The organism is Corynebacterium tuberculostearicum, assembly GCF_022347385.1.
GTDB lineage: Bacteria > Actinomycetota > Actinomycetes > Mycobacteriales > Mycobacteriaceae > Corynebacterium > Corynebacterium tuberculostearicum_M.
The window spans coordinates 65,976-83,271 of sequence record NZ_JAKRDT010000007.1; the positions used below are offsets into that span (position 1 = coordinate 65,976).

The 17,296-nt window shown below is 64.1% G+C and carries 16 protein-coding genes; 7 read left to right on the forward strand and 9 right to left on the reverse strand.

Going from position 1 to position 17,296, the window contains the following annotated elements; translation table 11 throughout:
- Nucleotides 1-23: 23 nt before the first annotated feature.
- Genes ispF through MHK00_RS05585 form a run of 3 tightly spaced genes read right to left on the reverse strand, consistent with a single transcriptional unit; the run spans nucleotide 24 to nucleotide 1,804 of the window.
- Nucleotides 24-506, reverse strand: coding sequence for a 2-C-methyl-D-erythritol 2,4-cyclodiphosphate synthase (gene ispF / locus MHK00_RS05575; RefSeq protein WP_250410795.1), 483 nt, complete (start codon nucleotides 504-506; stop codon nucleotides 24-26).
- A complete protein-coding gene (gene ispD, locus MHK00_RS05580) occupies nucleotides 499-1,248 on the reverse strand; it encodes a 2-C-methyl-D-erythritol 4-phosphate cytidylyltransferase (protein WP_250410796.1) in 750 nt (249 codons plus the stop codon). The genes ispF and ispD overlap by 8 nt, the downstream gene beginning before the upstream one ends.
- The gene (locus MHK00_RS05585; protein ID WP_005325718.1) at nucleotides 1,220-1,804 is read right to left on the reverse strand and encodes a CarD family transcriptional regulator; all 585 of its coding nucleotides are present in this window, start codon (nucleotides 1,802-1,804) and stop codon (nucleotides 1,220-1,222) included. The genes ispD and MHK00_RS05585 overlap by 29 nt, the downstream gene beginning before the upstream one ends.
- A gap of 192 nt (nucleotides 1,805-1,996) precedes the next feature.
- On the opposite strand from MHK00_RS05585, the gene MHK00_RS05590 reads away from it, so the two are divergent.
- Nucleotides 1,997-2,584 (forward strand): hypothetical protein, encoded by a 588-nt coding sequence (locus MHK00_RS05590; protein WP_250410797.1) that lies wholly within the window; start codon nucleotides 1,997-1,999, stop codon nucleotides 2,582-2,584.
- Between the two features lie 73 nt (nucleotides 2,585-2,657).
- Nucleotides 2,658-4,028 (forward strand): DNA repair protein RadA, encoded by a 1,371-nt coding sequence (gene radA, locus MHK00_RS05595; protein ID WP_005329963.1) that lies wholly within the window; start codon nucleotides 2,658-2,660, stop codon nucleotides 4,026-4,028.
- A gap of 3 nt (nucleotides 4,029-4,031) precedes the next feature.
- Here radA and MHK00_RS05600 read toward each other — a convergent pair whose 3' ends face one another.
- Together MHK00_RS05600 and MHK00_RS05605 are read right to left on the reverse strand one after the other, a co-directional pair.
- The gene (locus MHK00_RS05600; protein ID WP_179386975.1) at nucleotides 4,032-4,736 is read right to left on the reverse strand and encodes a hypothetical protein; all 705 of its coding nucleotides are present in this window, start codon (nucleotides 4,734-4,736) and stop codon (nucleotides 4,032-4,034) included.
- Between the two features lie 64 nt (nucleotides 4,737-4,800).
- Nucleotides 4,801-5,415 (reverse strand): carbonic anhydrase, encoded by a 615-nt coding sequence (locus tag MHK00_RS05605; protein ID WP_250410798.1) that lies wholly within the window; start codon nucleotides 5,413-5,415, stop codon nucleotides 4,801-4,803.
- Nucleotides 5,416-5,450: 35 nt separating this feature from the next.
- Here MHK00_RS05605 and MHK00_RS05610 point away from each other — a divergent pair, with 35 nt between their 5' ends.
- A complete protein-coding gene (locus MHK00_RS05610) occupies nucleotides 5,451-6,311 on the forward strand; it encodes an HhH-GPD family protein (protein ID WP_250410799.1) in 861 nt (286 codons plus the stop codon).
- A 56-nt stretch (nucleotides 6,312-6,367) separates the two neighbouring features.
- Here MHK00_RS05610 and MHK00_RS05615 read toward each other — a convergent pair whose 3' ends face one another.
- Entirely contained in the window at nucleotides 6,368-6,538 is a 171-nt protein-coding gene (locus tag MHK00_RS05615; RefSeq protein ID WP_080970400.1) for a DUF4236 domain-containing protein, read from the reverse strand.
- Nucleotides 6,539-6,734: 196 nt separating this feature from the next.
- Entirely contained in the window at nucleotides 6,735-9,503 is a 2,769-nt protein-coding gene (locus MHK00_RS05620) for an ATP-dependent Clp protease ATP-binding subunit (protein ID WP_005329940.1), read from the reverse strand.
- 219 nt (nucleotides 9,504-9,722) lie between these two features.
- On the opposite strand from MHK00_RS05620, the gene MHK00_RS05625 reads away from it, so the two are divergent.
- Nucleotides 9,723-10,922 (forward strand): serine/threonine protein kinase, encoded by a 1,200-nt coding sequence (locus MHK00_RS05625; RefSeq protein ID WP_250410800.1) that lies wholly within the window; start codon nucleotides 9,723-9,725, stop codon nucleotides 10,920-10,922.
- Between the two features lie 13 nt (nucleotides 10,923-10,935).
- On the opposite strand, the gene MHK00_RS05630 is transcribed toward MHK00_RS05625, so the two are convergent.
- Nucleotides 10,936-12,357 carry an MDR family MFS transporter gene (locus tag MHK00_RS05630; protein ID WP_250410801.1) on the reverse strand — a complete coding sequence of 474 codons (1,422 nt, stop codon included), beginning with the start codon at nucleotides 12,355-12,357 and terminating at the stop codon, nucleotides 10,936-10,938.
- Nucleotides 12,358-12,470: 113 nt separating this feature from the next.
- On the opposite strand from MHK00_RS05630, the gene MHK00_RS05635 reads away from it, so the two are divergent.
- Genes MHK00_RS05635 through crtI form a run of 3 tightly spaced genes read left to right on the forward strand, consistent with a single transcriptional unit; the run spans nucleotide 12,471 to nucleotide 16,348 of the window.
- Nucleotides 12,471-13,907, forward strand: a complete 1,437-nt coding sequence (locus MHK00_RS05635) for a GuaB1 family IMP dehydrogenase-related protein (protein WP_250410802.1) — start codon at nucleotides 12,471-12,473, stop codon at nucleotides 13,905-13,907.
- A gap of 25 nt (nucleotides 13,908-13,932) precedes the next feature.
- A complete protein-coding gene (locus MHK00_RS05640) occupies nucleotides 13,933-14,808 on the forward strand; it encodes a phytoene/squalene synthase family protein (RefSeq protein WP_250410803.1) in 876 nt (291 codons plus the stop codon).
- Between the two features lie 10 nt (nucleotides 14,809-14,818).
- Nucleotides 14,819-16,348 carry a phytoene desaturase family protein gene (crtI, locus tag MHK00_RS05645; protein WP_250410804.1) on the forward strand — a complete coding sequence of 510 codons (1,530 nt, stop codon included), beginning with the start codon at nucleotides 14,819-14,821 and terminating at the stop codon, nucleotides 16,346-16,348.
- A gap of 4 nt (nucleotides 16,349-16,352) precedes the next feature.
- Here the strand turns inward: crtI and MHK00_RS05650 are convergent, their stop codons facing one another.
- Nucleotides 16,353-17,276, reverse strand: coding sequence for a hypothetical protein (locus tag MHK00_RS05650; RefSeq protein ID WP_250410805.1), 924 nt, complete (start codon nucleotides 17,274-17,276; stop codon nucleotides 16,353-16,355).
- Between the last annotated feature and the right edge of the window lie 20 nt (nucleotides 17,277-17,296).

Below are 17,296 nucleotides of genomic sequence, written 5' to 3' on the forward strand. Positions count from 1 at the left end.
GTGCGCGGGGTTAGTGTGGTGGGCTAGGCGCGCCAGACGACGGCCGTGGCAACCGCCGCGCGGCCCTCCTTACGGCCGGTGAACCCCATATGGTCCGTCGTCGTGGCAGAGACGGACACGGGGGCACCGAGGATCTCGCTTAACACAGCCTCGGCCTCTGCGCGGCGCGGGCCCATTTTGGGGGTTTGGCCGATAAGCTGCGCGGCGGCATTGCCAATGATGAATCCTTCGGATTCGAGCAGTTCGCGGCATTCGCGCAGCAGTTTCGCTCCGGATACGCCGTCGTATTCGGGGCGGCCGACGCCCACGAAGGAGCCGAGGTCGCCGAGGTGGGCGGCGGATAAGAGGGCGTCGACAAGCGCGTGCGCTACCACGTCCCCATCGGAGTGGCCCTCGCAGCCATCCACGTCCTCGAAGAGCAGGCCGGCGATCCAGCAGTCCTTGCCGGCCTCGATCTGGTGGGCGTCGGTGGCGACGCCAACGCGCGGGATAATCGGGTTAGTCATGGGTCTCCTCGGTCAGGGCGTGGGCCAGGGTGAGATCGATGGGCGTGGTGATTTTGAACGCCAGGGTATCGCCTGGCACGGTCGCCACGTGCTCGCCGTGCCATTCCATGAGGCTGGCGTCATCCGTGGCGGTAAATTCGGGCTGCTCGGCCCAATAATCGAGGTTGGCTTGGCGCAGCGCGGAAAGGCGGAAGGCCTGCGGGGTTTGCACGGCGCGCAGGCGGGAGCGGTCGGGCGTGCTCACCACGGCGTCGGCCGCGACTTCCTTGATGGTATCGGCCACGGGAACCACGGGCACGGCCGCGGGGGCGCCTTCGAGCACACGCTTGGCGACGCCCCGCACCATCGCCGGCGGAGTCAGCGCCCGGGCCGCATCGTGGATGAGCACCACGGCGTCGTCGTCGGGGATTGCCTGGAGGCCGGCCCACACGGAATCGGCGCGCTCGCTGCCGCCGTGCACAAGGCGGATGGGCGCGGCGTTGGTGGTGTCTTTAGCGCCTGCGGTGTCGATGCGGCCGATAATCCGGGCTGCCTCGGGTTCCATGTCTGGGCTGACCAGCACAATGACCTCGTCCACCACGCCGGAGGCCAGCAGCGCGCGCACGGAGCGCTCCAGGAGGGTGCGCCCGCGCAGCTCGACATAAGCCTTGGGCACCTCGGCACCGAGGCGGGTGCCCTGGCCGGCGGCCGCGATGAGCGCGATGACGCGCGGTTTAGTCTTCGTCGTCGAAGGAGAGGTCATCGAGATCGATGTCGTTGTCGATATCGGTGGTGATGGACTTATCGTCTACCAATCCGGCCGCGCGGTGGCGCTCGATGGTGGCATCGATTTCTTCCATCATGGTGTCGGCCTTCTTCTCATCGACCGGCTTGGCCAGCGCGAGCTCGCCCACCAGGATGGTGCGGGCCTTGCCCAGCATGCGCTTCTCGCCGGCCGAAAGGCCACGATCCTGGTCGCGGCGCCACAGGTCGCGAACGACCTCGGCAACCTTATTGATATCGCCGGAAGCGAGGCGCTCCTGGTTAGCCTTATAACGGCGGGACCAGTTGCCGGCCTCTTCGACGTCCTCGTCACGCAGCACGGAAAAGACCTTTTCCAGGCCCTCCTTGCCCACGACGTCGCGCACGCCGACGTTATCGGCGTTCTTGATGGGCACGCGGACGACTAGGTCGGACTGGTTGATGTGCAGCACCAAGTATTCCAGCGTCTCGCCACCCATCTCGCGGGTCTCGATATCCTCGATGACGGCCGCACCGTGGTGCGGGTAGACGACGACCTCGCCGACCTTATACTCCATTGCCACTCCTTGTGTTCCCGATTTATCCCGGTTGACTAAGGCCGCCATTTTATCACGCACGGCCGCCCCGCCTGCGGATACCCCCGTATACCCCCACGGTCTACCCGCCCGGTTTGGGACTAACTGTGTACTTTATTGCCAAAGGGACTAGGCTAAAGCGTTGACAAGCCCTGTGATCGCAATTGATGGAGGATGCTCAACGTGCAGTCCCTGAAGTCCGCCGCCCGCCGCGGTGCCATTATTTCCGTTACCGCCGTCTCCGCTCTGGCGCTGGCTTCTTGCTCGGCGGGCCAGGTCGCCCAGACCGCCGAAAAGGTGGCTGCGGTCGATGGCGCTTCTGCAAGCACGGAAGACAACAAGGTTGCGGTTCGCGATGTCACCACCCTGGTAGAACCGGACGGCTCCGCTGCCCTGAAGTTCACCGCCGTAAACCAGGGCTACGACACCGATGTCATCTCCCTGGAGTCCGTCAAGGTCGACGGCCAGCGCGTCGAGATGGACAAGGCTCAGCCACTGCACCGCGACCAGTCCATCATCGCGGATTCCCAGAAGAACCTGGACGCGACCACCCAGCAGGATTCCGAGACTGTCCAGTACATCGCCACCTCCCTGAAGAACGATGACTTTGGCTACGCCGGCGACCGCCCAGTTACCTTCGAGTTCTCCAATGGTTCCATCGACGTGGACGCCACCATTGCCGCCACCCAGATGCAGTCCGGCGAATTCGACCGCGACGTCGAGTCCTCCGAGGGCTACTCCTCCGAGGCTCCAAAGAACTAAGCCGCACCGCCTCAAATCACCGCCTCCAGCCCGTTTCGGGCCGGGGGCGTTTGCGTGTTTTAGGCTAGAGGCCATGGCCAAGAAATCTCGCCCCATCCACACCTGTTCCGAATGCGGCTACGTCTCGCCGAAATGGCTCGGCCGCTGCCCCGACTGCGGGTCCTGGGGCACGTTGGAGGAAAGGGCGCCGGTGGTGGCGGGGCCTGGGACAGCGGGGACGTCGGCAAGCAAAGGCGTAGCGCCGTCGAGCCCGGCGCAGCCGATAACCAAGATTGGGGCGCAGGCGACCAAGACGGTACGCACCGGCATCGGCGAGCTCGACCGCGTGCTTGGAACCGGCATTGTGCCCGGCTCAGTGGTGCTCATGGCCGGCGAGCCCGGCGTGGGCAAATCCACGCTGCTGCTGGAAGTAGCCTCGCGGTGGGCCCAGCTCGGCCGCACCGTGCTCTATGCGACGGCCGAGGAATCCGCCGGCCAGGTCCGCTCCCGCGCCGAACGCACCGGCGCGCTGCAGGAATCGCTGTACTTGGCGGCCGAGTCCAACCTGGATGCGGTCTTTGGGCACGTGGATAAGCTCAAGCCGAGCCTTATCATCGTCGATTCGGTGCAGACCATGCACGCCGTGGGTGTGGAGGGCGTATCGGGCGGCGTGGCGCAATCGCGCGCGGTGACGGCCGCGCTGACTTCGCTGGCGAAGTCCACCGGCATTCCGGTGCTGCTGGTCGGCCACGTGACCAAGGACGGCAACGTCGCCGGCCCGCGCGTGCTGGAGCATCTTGTCGACGTCGTCTTGAACTTCGAGGGCGACCGCCAATCCAGCCTGCGTATGCTGCGCGGCATCAAGAATCGCTTTGGCGCTACCGACGAGGTGGGCTGCTTCGAGCAGACGGCCGGCGGCATTCGGGAAGTCGCGGACCCTTCCGGGCTGTTTCTCTCGCACCGCGGCACGACGCCGGATGGCTCGGCCGTAACGGTCGCGATGGACGGCGTGCGGCCGATACTCGCGGAGGTGCAGGCGCTGACAGTGGACCCGGTAGCAAAGAACCCGCGGCGCGTGGTGACCGGGCTAGATTCCAACCGCGTGCCGATGGTGCTCGCGGTGCTGCAGGCGCGCGCCGGCCAACGCACCAACGACAAGGATGCTTATGTCGCCACGGTGGGCGGCATGCGGATTACGGAGACCGCCACCGATCTGGCGGTGGCGCTGGCAACGTGGTCCTCGCTGCACGAGCAGCCGCTGCCGGCCAAGACGGTGGTCATCGGCGAGGTGGGCCTGGCAGGCGAGTTGCGGCCGGTGCCCAATGTGGAGCGGCGCCTGATGGAGGCCGCGCGGTTGGGCTACAAGCACGCGATTGTCCCACGCGGGGACATCGAGCCGGTAGAGGGCATGCGCGTGCACCAAGCCGGGACGCTGGGGCAAGCCATCGCCGCGGTGTCGAAGTAGCGCCTAGCGCAGCGTGAAGTCCTGCGGCGGCGAGGAGTTATCGCCGATCACGGTGTGGGCGAAGTAGGCCCCAGGTTCGGCCGCGGGGCGGTCGGTGCACTCGCCCGGCTTGGAGGCCTGGCGGGACCATTCGGCCTCGAATTTCACGTCCTTGCCGGCCGGGAAGGTTTGCGAGCCGGTCTGCACGGAGGCGTAGCAATCCGTATCGGACCACACGCGCTGGTTATCGGCCATCTTGTAGACCTCGAAGCGCAGCAGGTTCTTGTCCAGGTCGATCTTGCAGTCCGCGGCCGTGGGGTTGGTGACCGTCATGAAGAACTTCGGCAGCTCACCCTCCGGCACGGAGTAGTTCAGCATGGAGGTGCGCACCTGGAGGTCCGCGAGGTCGCAGGTCTTCTTGGCCGCCTCGGAGCTTGCAGGCGCAACGCTCGACGGCTCACTTTCGGCCGGCTTGCTTTCCGACGCCCCCTCAGCCGAGGCCTCCGCAGCCGTCTCCGAGGCAGCCTCGGAGGTCTCCGGGGCGGCAGAAGACGAGGTCTGCTCCGGCGTGGGCGCAGGGGCGGCGGTATCGGCCGACTCATCGCTGCTGCCCCCGAAGGCGGCCACGGCCGCCCAGATCAGCACCACGGCCAGCACGAGCACGATGATGAGCGCCGCCACGCGGCGGCGCTTGTAGATCTCTTCAGGTAGGGGCTTTTTCTGCGTCACGCTGTCAATTTTAAGCGGTGGGCGCGGGCCGGTGCGCTAAGCCCGCGCCGCGTGTCAGGCTGTACTACTTCACGCCGAGGGTCTGCAGGGTTTCCACGCTGGAGTCTTCCAGCAGGTAGCGCGCGCCGATAACGCCCAAGGCACCCTCATCCAGCAGGCGGCGCACGTTGGGAACGCTGGCCACCAGCTGGGCGACGGTCTGGCGGGTGTGTTCCCGCTCGACGTCGTCAGTCGTGGCATTCGGGCCCGCCACCAAGGCGGAGGCGGCGACCTTCTCAATAATGGGTCGCTGCAGGCCGGTGGGCAGCTCGCCGCCAGCCACGAAACCGGTAGCCGCGCCCACCGCGCCACAAGATTGATGGCCAAGGACCACCAGCAGGTTGGGTTTGAGGGCGGCGAGGGCGTAGTCGAGGGAGGCTAGGACGGCGTCGTCAAGAATGTGGCCCGCGGTGCGGATGACAAAGGCATCGCCGAAGCCGATATTGAAGACGTGCTCGATAGGGGCGCGGGAATCGGAACAGGAAATGACCACCACGCGGGGATCCTGGCCGTGAGTTAGGCCCTCGCGGTTATAAATCTCGCGCACGTCGACGGTCTCGCCGTCCAGCACGCGTTGATTTCCCGCTTGGAGGGCCTCCCATACGGCCTGCGGTTCGTGGGCAACATTACGTAAAGGCATAGGCCACATTCTAATGCCCTAGACTATCTCCCACGATGGATTCGCAAGCTCTTCTTTCCTGGTTCGATGCCAATGAACGCGACCTGCCGTGGCGCCGGCCTGGCACGAGCGCGTGGGGCGTGCTGCTCAGCGAGGTCATGAGTCAGCAGACGCCGGTCGCGCGCGTGGCTCCGGTGTGGGAGGAATGGATGCGGCGCTGGCCCACCCCGGCGGACTTTGCCCAGGCCACCCGGGCGGAGGTACTGCGCGCCTGGGGCAAGCTGGGCTATCCGCGGCGCGCGCTGCGCCTGTGGGAGTGCGCGGCGGCCATTGGCGAGGGCGAGGTGCCGGCGGACGTCGATAAGCTGCTGCGCCTGCCGGGCATCGGTGACTACACCGCGCGCGCCGTGGCCTGCTTCCACTATGGGGTAAATGTGCCGGTGGTCGATACCAATGTGCGCCGGGTGTATGCGCGCGCGGAGGACGGTAGGTTCTTGGCGCCGCAACCGTCGAAGCGGGAGTTAGCGGCCGTGGCGGAGCTGCTGCCGGCCGATAATGGGCCGCGCTTTTCGGCCGCGCTCATGGAATTGGGCGCGCTGGTGTGCACGGCGAAGAATCCTTCCTGCGAGCAGTGCCCGCTGCGCGCAAGCTGTGCGTGGCAGCTCGCTGGCCGGCCGCAGCCGAGTGCGGAGGAACAGGCACGGGCGAAAAAGCGCGTGCAAAAATTCGTCGGCACGGACCGACAGGTGCGCGGCAAGATTCTGGACGTGCTGCGCGCGGCGGAGCGGCCGGTACCGCAGTCCGAGATTGACGTGGTCTGGCCCGATGCGGCACAGCGCTCCCGGGCGTTGGCTTCGCTGCTTGCCGACGGCCTCGCCGAGCAAAACGACGCCGGCCTGTTCCACCTCCCTATTTAGGGCGTTAATAATGGCCGGCTATAATCGCAGGTCGCGATCCCGAAGGTGTGATCTGGTTAACGCCAGCGGCCGCGGAAATTGAATCCGCCTGGCAGGTTCACCCACATGCCGCCGCGGGAATTGAAGGTGACCGGCCCTACCTTGGTAGACATCGACGCGCCGGATCCGGAGACGTTGATCCAGCTATTCTTGCCGGTCTTTTTTCTTGAACGATACTGAAGTCCCATAAGCATATATTTTAGCAATTCCACTTCCACCGTTCCTACTGCGCAGTAGGTTTTGGGCATGGAAAAGATTTGACGGGAAACCGGCATCTTCTGATTGCGCGGGCTAAATGGGGTCCGAGCCCGCGGAACTGCACAGAAAAAGCCACCCAGCCTCGCAGAAAGCGAAGTGCTGGGTGGCTTTAATCCTTGCCCCGAGTTACATCGGCTGGCCGGCGCCTGCTGGCGGCGGGTTGTGGCCGTCGTCATCGGAGTCGGAACCGGAGCCGGACTCTAGGTCGGTTCCGGCGGCGGTGGAGCCGCCATCGCCTGGGACGTCCGGGGTGATGGTGTCGGGCTCGCCGGCGTCGGTGGAGTCGGCGTCGTTTTCGCGCACCTCGGCGTCGTCAAGCTGCGGCTCCTCGGTGTCCTCCGGCAGAGGCTTCGGGCGCGGGCTGAAGGTGAACTTCGCGCCCGTGTTGTCCTTGGACTCGCCGTCCCAGCCCTCGACGTCGACGGTGATGATTTCGCCGGCGCCGATTTCGCCGAAGAGGATCTTCTCAGAGAGCTGATCCTCGATCTCGCGCTGAATGGTGCGGCGCAGCGGGCGAGCGCCCAATACTGGGTCGAAGCCGCGCTTAGCCAGCAGGTCCTTTGCCTTCTGCGTGAGCTCGATGCCCATATCGCGCTCGTCCAGCTGCTTGGCCACGCGGCCGATGAGCAGCTCGACCATCTCCACAATCTGCTCCTGGGTGAGCTGGTGGAAGACGACGATGTCATCGATACGGTTCAAGAACTCTGGGCGGAAGTGCTTCTTCAGCTCGTCGTTGACCTTCTGCTTCATCCGGTCGTACTGGGCATCCGAATCGTTTTCGGAGGAACCGGTAAAGCCCAAGCCCACCGGCTTCGAGATGTCCTGGGTGCCCAGGTTCGAGGTGAAGATGAGAACGGTGTTCTTGAAGTCGACGACGCGACCCTGGCCGTCAGTAAGGCGGCCATCTTCCAGCACCTGCAGGAGGGTGTTGTAAATCTCCTTGTGAGCCTTCTCGATCTCGTCGAAAAGCACGACGGAGAACGGCTTGCGGCGAACCTTCTCGGTCAGCTGGCCACCCTCTTCGTAGCCGACGTATCCCGGAGGGGCACCGAAGAGGCGGGAAGCGGTGAAGCGATCGTGGAACTCACCCATGTCGATCTGGATGAGGTCATCATCCGAACCGAAGAGGAAGTTAGCCAGGGACTTCGACAGCTCAGTCTTACCCACACCGGACGGGCCGGCGAAGATGAAGGAACCGGACGGGCGGCGCGGATCCTTGAGGCCCGCACGGGTGCGGCGGATGGCGCGGGAGACGGACTTGACCGCCTCGTCCTGGCCGATGATGCGCTTGTGCAGCTCCTCTTCCATGTTGAGCAGACGGTTGGATTCCTTCTCCGTCAGCTTCAGCACCGGGATGCCGGTCCAGTGCGCCAGAACCTCGGCGATCTGGTCCTCGCCTACCTCGGCGATTTCCTCCAGGTCGCCAGAGCGCCACTGCTTTTCCTTCTCTGCGCGCTCCTCGCCCAGCTTGCGCTCCTTATCGCGCAGGCCGGCTGCCTTCTCAAAGTCCTGGGCATCGATGGCCGCTTCCTTTTCCTTGCGGACCTCAGCGATGCGGTCATCGACCTCGCGCAAGCCCTTCGGCGCGGTCATGCGCTTGATGCGCATACGAGCACCAGCCTCATCGAGGAGGTCAACGGCCTTATCCGGCAAGAAACGGTCATTGATGTAGCGGTCCGAGAGGGAAGCTGCAGCATGCAGCGCCTCATCGGTGTAGGACACGCGGTGGTGCGCCTCGTACTTATCGCGCAGGCCCTTCAGGATCAAGAAGGTGTCATCCAGGGAAGGCTCCTCCACCTTGACTGGCTGGAAGCGGCGCTCCAGGGCGGCATCCTTCTCGATGTGCTTGCGGTATTCCTCAAGGGTCGTAGCACCGATGGTCTGCAGCTCGCCACGAGCCAGCTTCGGCTTCAGTAGCGAGGCTGCGTCGATGGCGCCTTCAGCAGCACCAGCACCAACCAGGGTGTGGATCTCATCGATGAACAAGATGATGTCGCCGCGCTGGTTGATCTCCTTGAGCACCTTCTTCAGGCGTTCCTCAAAGTCACCGCGGTAACGGGAGCCGGCAACCAGGGAGCCCAAGTCGAGCGAGTAAAGCTGCTTGTCCTTAAGGGTCTCCGGAACCTTGCCGTTGACGATGTCGAGCGCCAAGCCCTCGACGACGGCGGTCTTACCAACGCCCGGCTCACCGATGAGCACCGGGTTATTCTTCGTACGGCGAGACAGCACCTGCATGATGCGCTCTACCTCGGACTCACGGCCAACGACCGGATCGAGCTTGCCGTCCTTAGCGGCCTGGGTGAGGTTGCGGCCGAACTGGTCGAGCACCAGGGAATTGGAACGCTCACCGGAACCGCCGGAGCCACCACGGCCGCCCGCGCCGGCACCTGCACCAGCACCCGCGCCGACCGGACCGGAGCCCTGGCCGTTAGAGGAACCACCCTCCTGCTGGCCACCCTCATAACCGGACAGCAGCTGGATAACCTGCTGGCGCACGCGCGGCAGGTCGGCGCCGAGCTTGGTCAGCACCTGGGCGGCAACGCCGTCGCCCTCGCGAATGAGACCCAACAGCAAGAACTCAGTACCGATGTACTTGTGTCCCATCTGCAGGCCTTCGCGCAGGGAAAGCTCCAGCACCTTCTTGGCGCGTGGGGTAAAGGGGATGTGGCCGGTGTGCGGCTGGCTGCCCTGGCCGATGATTTCCTCGACCTCGCGGCGGACATCCTCCAGGGAGATACCCATGGATTCCAGCGCCTTGGCGGCTACGCCTTCGCCCTCATGGATAAGGCCGAGCAGGATGTGCTCGGTGCCGATGTAATTGTGGTTAAGCATGCGTGCTTCTTCCTGCGCCAAAACGATGACGCGGCGAGCACGATCGGTAAACCTCTCGAACATGATTCCCCTATACTTTCGCTTCTAATGTGATACCCACTCTAACGCGGCAGTCCGCCGATAATTTCCGGTTTTGTTCCCAGATGCCCGCAATACCGCCAGAATCCACCCTATGCGCAGCTCACACGGGTGTACGCCGGTAGCGAACAGGGGCATGGGCATGTAATCTAGAATCGTTTTATCGTTCCCTGCCCCTCCCTACTATTAAAGGACGTCGCGACCGTGCCCCAGCTTCCTGAGTTCTTTGCCACCCAGCACAACCTGCACGAATTGGCCGTATTGGATGAGGCTCCATCGTCTACCCTCTTTGCGGTCGAAGATGGAACCACGCACCAGCAACTAAGCGTGGAAATCTTCGCGCCGGAAATTACCGGCGTGGTGGATAAGTCCACGGCACTGCATGGGTTGCATCACCCAGCCATCGCGCCGCTGGTAGGCACGGGCACCACCGCGGACGGGCAGGAATTCATCGTGCGCGAAGGGGTTTCCGGAACCCAGCTTTCTGAGCTTCCCAGTAATCTCAGCCGCGAGGAGGCCGCCGACGTCTTCGGCCCGCTGGCGGGTGCGGTGGACTTCCTAGTTTCCCGCGGCCGGGCAGACTTTGCGATGCATGGGCTGAGGGAGGCCCGGGTGGGCGTCGATAAGCAACGCCAGGTTTCGGTGCTGGCTGCGGCCGGGCCGTCCGGCGAAGAGCACGGCGATGCGGTGGCGACGTTTGAGGAGCTTGTTGCCCGCAAATGCCCGGAGTATAAGCCCACTGGCACGGCAGAGAGCGCCAAGGATGTGGTCGCTCAGCTGCGCCCGCAGCGCGACTTCGATACCGCGCAGATTCCCCGCGTGCAGGAGCCGGAGCCACGCCCTCAGCAGCAGTTTGCCCCGCCGCAACAGCCGCAACCGATGGCCCAGCCCATGGCGCAGCCACAGCAACCGATGGCGCCCGCGCCGAAGAAGAAGGGCAAGGGCGGGCTCATTGCGCTCATTACGGTGCTGGCGGTGGCCGCGATTGCTGCAGCGGCGGCGCTGTGGTTCTTCCTGTCCTACCCCAGTTGGAATGACAAAGAGCAGAACTTGGCGGATGCGTACCCGGACTTGGTGGGCTCCCGCAGCGGCCAGGACGGCTTCGATGGGGCTAAGTGTTCCTCACGCGAGCCGGAGCCTGGCCAGGAGGCCAAGATTTCCTGCGTGGGCGATGGGTTCAACTACATCGTGACCTACTACCCGAGCGTGGAGGAGCGCGATGCCATGCTTCCCGACGCCGAACCGGTCGAGCTTTCCAATGACCAATGCACCATCCAAAGCTTTGAGACCACCGCGGATGTTCCGACCTACGTGATGGCCGTGGAAGGCACCCAGTCCGCATTCCTGGTCTGGGGCGATAAGGCTGAAGAGGAGCGGCTGAACCTGCCGCTGTGCGCCTCTTAATTTGTCCTTGTTCCTATTCCCCGGAGGGTACGCGCTTGAGGAACGGAGCGAGTACGACGACCACCAGCGAAAGCGCGCCGGCAAAGAGGAAGGCCCAGTGTGCGCCATGAGCCGTCGCGGCGGCCTCGTTCATGCCTTGGGCCGCGCCGGACTTGGTGCCACGGGTCAGGAAGGTCATCAGGAAGGCGGTGCCGGCCGCGCCCGCCAGCTGCTGCAGGGTATTGAGGATGGCGGAGCCGTGCGAGTAGAGCTCATCTGGCAGGGAGGCCAGGGACGTCGTCATCAGCGGCGTCATCATAAGCGCGATGCCCAGCGCAAAAAGGATGTGCATGCCAATGACCATCCATACCGCACTGTCCTCGTTGAGCAGGGTCATCAGCCACGTGCCCGCGGCGAGGAGCAGGGCGCCGGGGATCATGAGCGGGCGGGGCCCGTGGACGTCATAGAGGCGGCCGACCATCGGCGAGATGCCGCCTTGGAGCAAGCCGCCAGGCATGACGACGAGCCCGGTGACCAGCGAGCTTACCGCCAGGGAGGTCTGCAGGTAGATGGGTAGAATATTGACCACGCCGAGCAATAGCCCAAACATGAGCAGCATGCCCAGTACCGCCACGGTGAAGTTGGGAACCGTAAACGGGCGCATGTCCAAAAGAGCGCGATTGTCCTTGGCCAGGCGCAGCTGGCGGCGGGTGAAAAGCGCCAAAGCCACGAGACCAACGATGAGGACGATGATGTCTACCAGGCCATCGCCCTCCAGCATGTTTTCCAGGGACGATACGGCGTAGACCAACCCGCCAAAGGCGATGACGGACAGGACGACGGACGGGAAATCCAGCGGGGTATCGCGCTTATCTCCCACGTTGACTAGGCGGAAATAGCCGGCGGCGCAGATGAGGCCGAGCAGCGGCACCATGGTCCAGAAGATGACGTGCCAGCTAGACATGCTCAACACGAAGCCACCTACAGTGGGGCCGAGCGCTGGGGCGACGGAAATGACCACGGAGATAATGCCCATCACGCTGCCGCGGCGCTGCGGCGGGACGAGGGTCATCGCCACCGTCATCAGTGTAGGGATCATCAAGGCGGTGCCGGCCGCCTGGAATACGCGCCCCACCAGCAGCACGCCGAAGGCCGGGGCGAGCGCCGCCAGCACCGTACCGGCAAGAAATGCGCCCGACGATGCCAAGAAGATCTGCCGGGTGGTGAACTTATCCATGAGAAAGCCGGTGGTCGGGATGACCACGCCCATGGTGAGGAGGAAACCGGTAAGCAGCCACTGGGCGGAGGTCGCGGGGATGCCGAAGTCCGCCATGATGGTGGGCAGCGCCACCGACAGGGCGGTCTCGTTCAGGATCATCACCATCGCGCCGAGAACGAGGATGGTGAGGTTGATTTTTACCTCTGCGGAAATGTGGGGATCTGGTTTCTGAGACACCCAGACAGGATACTGAGGCCGCGGGTGCGGGGAAAGTCGAGGAGTATAGTTTTAGTGTCTTCATCCGCGCGGTGAGACCGCGCCACCCGAGCCTAAAGCGAGGTACACCCCCAGTGCGTTTTCTCAACGATTCCCATCCGCCGTACGAATTGACCTACTCCGACGTATTTATGGTCCCGAGCCACTCCGAGGTGGGTTCGCGCCAGTCGGTAGACCTCACCACTGAGGACGGCACCGGAAATACCATCCCGCTCATCGTGGCCAATATGACTGCCGTGGCCGGACGTCGCATGGCCGAGACCATCGCCCGGCGCGGCGGGCTGACCATCCTTCCGCAGGACCTCTCCTTAGAAGCGGCCGCAGAAACCATCGCCTCTGTGAAGGCGGCGGACTTGGTTTATGACACGCCAATTACCGTCAAGCCGCACCACACCGTGGGCTATACCAGCAACCTTTTGCACAAGCGCGCCCATGGCGCCGCCATCGTGGTCGAGGGGGAGATGCCCATCGGCATCATCACCCCGAAGGACCTACGGGGGCAGGATAACTTCACCGCCGTCGGCCAATTGATGACCACCGACTTGGTCACGCTGCCGGTGGGCATTGACCCGCAGGAAGCTTTTACCAAGCTGCGCAAGACCTCCCGCAAGCTAGCCCCGGTGGTCAACCCGAATGGCACCCTGGCCGGAATCCTCACGAGGAAGGGTGCGGTGAGGGCGAAGATGTACAGGCCGGGCGTCGACAAGCACGGCCGCCTGCACATCGGTGCTGCGGTGGGCATTAACGGCGATGTGGAAGGCCGCGCCCGCGCCCTGGCGGAGGCCGGTGCTGACGTCCTCGTCATCGATACCGCACACGGCCACCAAGAAAGCATGCTCACCGCGCTGCGCAAGGTCAAGGCGCTGGACCTGGGACTTCCCATTGCTGCCGGCAATATTGTCACGGCCGAGGGCGTGCGCGAGCTGGCCGCGGCCGGCGCGGACATTATCAAGGTCGGTGTGGGCCCGGGCGCGATGTGCACCACCCGCATGCAGACTGGCGTGGGCCGCCCGCAGTTCTCGGCCGTCCTAGAGTGTGCTGCGGCCGCCCGCGAGGTAGGCGCCCATGTTTGGGCCGACGGCGGCGTGCGCGACCCGCGCGACGTCGCCCTCGCACTGGCCGCGGGAGCTTCCAATGTCATGATTGGCTCTTGGTTCGCCGGCACCTTCGAGTCCCCAGGTGACCTGCACAAGGATGCCGACGGCGCCTTCTATAAGGAGTCCTTCGGTATGGCGTCGCGCCGGGCGGTGCGCGGCCGCAACTCCGATACCGAGGCCTTTGAGCGCGCCCGCCGAGAAATGTTCGAAGAGGGCATTTCTACCTCCCGCATCTACCTCGACCCCGAGCACGGCGGCGTGGAGCACCTGGTGGACCGGATTGTCTCTGGCGTGCGTTCCTCGTGCACCTACGCCGGCGCCGATTCGCTGGCCACCTTCCGCAAGCGCGCCACCGTGGGCGTGCAGTCCGCCGCTGGCTTTGCCGAGGGGCAGCCACGGGCCACGAACCGCTGACAGGCTGCATGCTACGTTGACAGATATGTTGACTCGCTATGACCAAGCGGCCTCCCGCGCGGCCGCGCAGGTTATGGGGCAGTACTCCACCAGCTTCTCCCTGGCCACGCGGCTTTTGCGCGGGCGGGTGCGCGCCGATATCCGCCACCTATACGCGGTGGTGCGCATTGCAGACGAGCTTGTCGACGGCGCCGCAGCCCAAGCCCACACCGACCCCGCGGCCGCACTGGATGCCTACGAAAAGACCATTCTGGCCGCGCCGCAGCAGCGACTGCACACCGACCCGGTTGTGCACGCTTATGCCATCACCGCTCGCCGCTGCGGCTTCCACCGCGAGCACCTTGTTGCCTTCTTTAGCTCCATGCGCGCGGACCTGACCCATCGCGAATACTCCCCGTCGGAGCTGCAGGACTATATCTACGGCTCAGCGGAAGCCATCGGGCTATTGTGCCTGCAAATTTTCTTGGCCGAGGAGAACGTCTCCCCTGCCGACCGCGCCGCCATGGAGCGCGGCGCCCGCGCGCTAGGGTCAGCCTTTCAGAAGATTAATTTCCTGCGTGACCTGACTGAGGATAGCTCCACTTTGGGCCGCACCTATTTTCAGCAGGCCCCATCTGGACGGATTGATGAGGCCACCAAGTCCGCGCTCATCGCAGAGATCCGCCGGGAGCTCGCCACCGCCGCGCTCACCATCGACTTGCTTCCGGCTTCCGCGCGGGTCGGTGTGAGCGCGGCGGCGGATATCTTTGGCGAGCTCACCAATCGCCTTGCCGCCACCCCGGCTACGGCACTTGCCACTACGCGGGTGTCCGTTCCGAACCACACCAAGGCTTGGCTCGCGGCCCGCGCGGTGCGTCGTCGCGGCCACAGCAGCCAGACCTCGGCCACGGCCGAAAACTAAGGAGAACGTCATGCACGCCGTCGTCATTGGAGCCGGCATCGCCGGCCTCGCCACCGCCGCTTTGCTCGGCCGCGAGGGCTACGAGGTCACCGTCGTGGACTCGCTAGATGAGGTAGGCGGGCGCGCCGGCAGCTTCGAGGAGGCTGGCTTCCGCTGGGATACCGGACCGTCCTGGTACCTCATGCCCGAGGCTTTCGATCACTTCTTTGCGCTGTGTGGCACCTCCACCGAGGCGGAGCTGGACTTGGTGGACCTCTCCCCCGCCTACCGCGTCTTTCATGGCGATGCGCCGGTGGACGTGCACTCCGGTACCGAGGAAGTCGCCGCACTCTTCGAGTCGCTGGAGCCCGGCGCGGGCGAGAAAGTCCGGGAATACTTAGCGCAGGCCAGCGATACCTATGAGATGGCGCTCAAGCACTTCCTTTACACCACCTTCTCCGCGCCGCTGAACCTGGTGCACCGCGATATCCGCACCCGGTTGTCCCGCCTGGTGGCTCTGCTTTCGGCGAACCTGAAGCAGCATGTGGGCCGAAGCTTTTCTGATGCCCGCCTGCGCCAAATCTTGAGCTACCCGGCGGTCTTTTTGTCCTCCGAGCCGGCCGCCGCACCGGCACTGTATTCCTTGATGAGCCACACCGATCTGGTGGAAGGAGTCCGCTACCCGCAGGGTGGCTTCGCCGCCGTGGTCCAGGCCATCTACCGGCAGGCTCAGAAGTTTGGCGCCACCTTCCGCTTGGGCGAAGAGGTGACCTCCATCAAGGTCGCCAACCGTAAGGTCACGGGCGTGCGCACGAATAAGGGCACCATCCACGCCGATATCGTGGTCTCGGCGGCGGACGTGCACCACACCGAGACCCAGCTTTTACCACCCCAGCTGCGCACCTACCCGGAGCGCTACTGGGGCCGGCGCAATCCCGGTCTGGGCACCGTGCTCATTTTGGCCGGGGTGAAGGGCGAGCTGCCCGAATTAGCACACCATACGCTGCTTTTTAGCCAGGATTGGGATCCGGATTTCCGCGCCGTCTATTCCGGGCCGGAGCCCTCCCGGCCGTTGGGTGCCTCGGAGTCCATCTACGTATCCAAGACCTCGGCCACCGACCCGAGCGTAGCGCCCGCGGGCCACGAAAACCTCTTCATTCTGGTGCCAGTGCCGGCCGCGGAGGCGCCCGGGTTCGGCAACGCCTACCACGCAGAGGAATCCGAGCGCGTTGCCGCGATTGCCGACGCCGCCCTCAACCACATCGCGGCCACGGCCGGGGTGCCGGATTTGGTAGATAGGGTCGTCGTCAAGCGCACGCTCGGCCCGGCCGATTTTGCCGAGCGCTACCATGCTTGGTCGGCCGGTTCTATTGGGCCTGCGCACACGCTGCGGCAATCGGCGTTTTTGCGCGGACGCAATGCCTCGCGCAAGGTCGATGGACTCTATTACGCCGGTGCCACCACCGTGCCGGGCGTCGGCGTGCCAATGTGCCTGATTTCGGCCGAGAACATCATTAAGCGCCTGCGTGGCGATAAATCCGCCGGGCCACTCGTGCGCTAAAAACTTAGATATCCAGGAGAACTACTCGCCCGCTGCCGCTCGAATCCACGCATTTGGGCAAGCGGTTTTCCGGCTTTGAGTCATCTAAGAATTTCGGCGTGGATACGTCGCACTCCCAACCATCGACTACGAGGGAGCCGCGGGTATTTACTTCCTCCGGCTTAAAGTCGTGGTTCACGTAGCTATCTACGATCTGCATAGCTTTGGTGCAGTTCGTGCCATCGACTTGCACGTAGACGTTCTTTCGTCCCCATTGGGTATCTATCTGGCCACAGATAGTGCCTATTTTGCCGTTGCCATTGGAATCGGGCTTAGGCAGGAAGGTATCGGAGAAGTACTGACCGTTGTCCTTTACGGTGAAGTAATGCCCTTTCGCTGTGACCGTGAACTCGTCCGAGTTAGGTGCCTCGAAGGTAGCTCCTTCAATTTCTACCTTCTCCCCTGCCTTGAGCTGTTTCGGTGGAGTCAGGTCACCTGGGTCCACCACGCCAGACGGGAAGAAGCCCTCCCCCTTTTTGAAGCTGACCATATTAGCCTCCCACTGCGGCTGGTTTGGGTCTGGCATTAGGGGTGGATCTGCAAACTGCACGGTGCACCACGGCCCTTCGGAGAGTTCATTAAAGGAGCACCAGACCTTTTCATCGGGACTTTTAACTCCCCATGCCTTCGACTGCGCGTATTCGGGACCCTTCGCCAAAAAGTCCTCGGCCGAGCGCATCGTGAGACCGGAGTCATCCACTTTCTTATCTGATTCGGTGGTTTCTTCCGCTGTGGTCTCTGGAGAGGAAGCCTCCGCCGAGCTAGCTGCGGTGCTTTCGGTCATCTGTGGGCGGAATTGGGGCGCTTCCTCGTTACCGTCAGCAGAGGAACACGACGCAAGCCCGACGGCCAATACAGGTAGGGCAAGGATAGGGAGAATTCTTTTCATGTCCTGCATTTTTCCATGCG

Excerpts from the sequence above, each read along its gene's own strand:
- MHK00_RS05585 (WP_005325718.1), bottom strand. The coding sequence starts at position 1,804 with ATGGAGTATAAGGTCGGCGAGGTCGTCGTCTACCCGCACCACGGTGCG.
- crtI (WP_250410804.1), top strand. The coding sequence starts at position 14,819 with ATGCACGCCGTCGTCATTGGAGCCGGCATCGCCGGCCTCGCCACCGCC.
- MHK00_RS05620 (WP_005329940.1), bottom strand. The coding sequence starts at position 9,503 with ATGTTCGAGAGGTTTACCGATCGTGCTCGCCGCGTCATCGTTTTGGCG.
- MHK00_RS05650 (WP_250410805.1), bottom strand. The coding sequence starts at position 17,276 with ATGAAAAGAATTCTCCCTATCCTTGCCCTACCTGTATTGGCCGTCGGG.
- MHK00_RS05640 (WP_250410803.1), top strand. The coding sequence starts at position 13,933 with ATGTTGACTCGCTATGACCAAGCGGCCTCCCGCGCGGCCGCGCAGGTT.
- MHK00_RS05590 (WP_250410797.1), top strand. The coding sequence starts at position 1,997 with ATGCTCAACGTGCAGTCCCTGAAGTCCGCCGCCCGCCGCGGTGCCATT.
- MHK00_RS05605 (WP_250410798.1), bottom strand. The coding sequence starts at position 5,415 with ATGCCTTTACGTAATGTTGCCCACGAACCGCAGGCCGTATGGGAGGCC.
- MHK00_RS05615 (WP_080970400.1), bottom strand. The coding sequence starts at position 6,538 with ATGGGACTTCAGTATCGTTCAAGAAAAAAGACCGGCAAGAATAGCTGG.
- radA (WP_005329963.1), top strand. The coding sequence starts at position 2,658 with ATGGCCAAGAAATCTCGCCCCATCCACACCTGTTCCGAATGCGGCTAC.
- ispF (WP_250410795.1), bottom strand. The coding sequence starts at position 506 with ATGACTAACCCGATTATCCCGCGCGTTGGCGTCGCCACCGACGCCCAC.
- ispD (WP_250410796.1), bottom strand. The coding sequence starts at position 1,248 with ATGACCTCTCCTTCGACGACGAAGACTAAACCGCGCGTCATCGCGCTC.
- MHK00_RS05610 (WP_250410799.1), top strand. The coding sequence starts at position 5,451 with ATGGATTCGCAAGCTCTTCTTTCCTGGTTCGATGCCAATGAACGCGAC.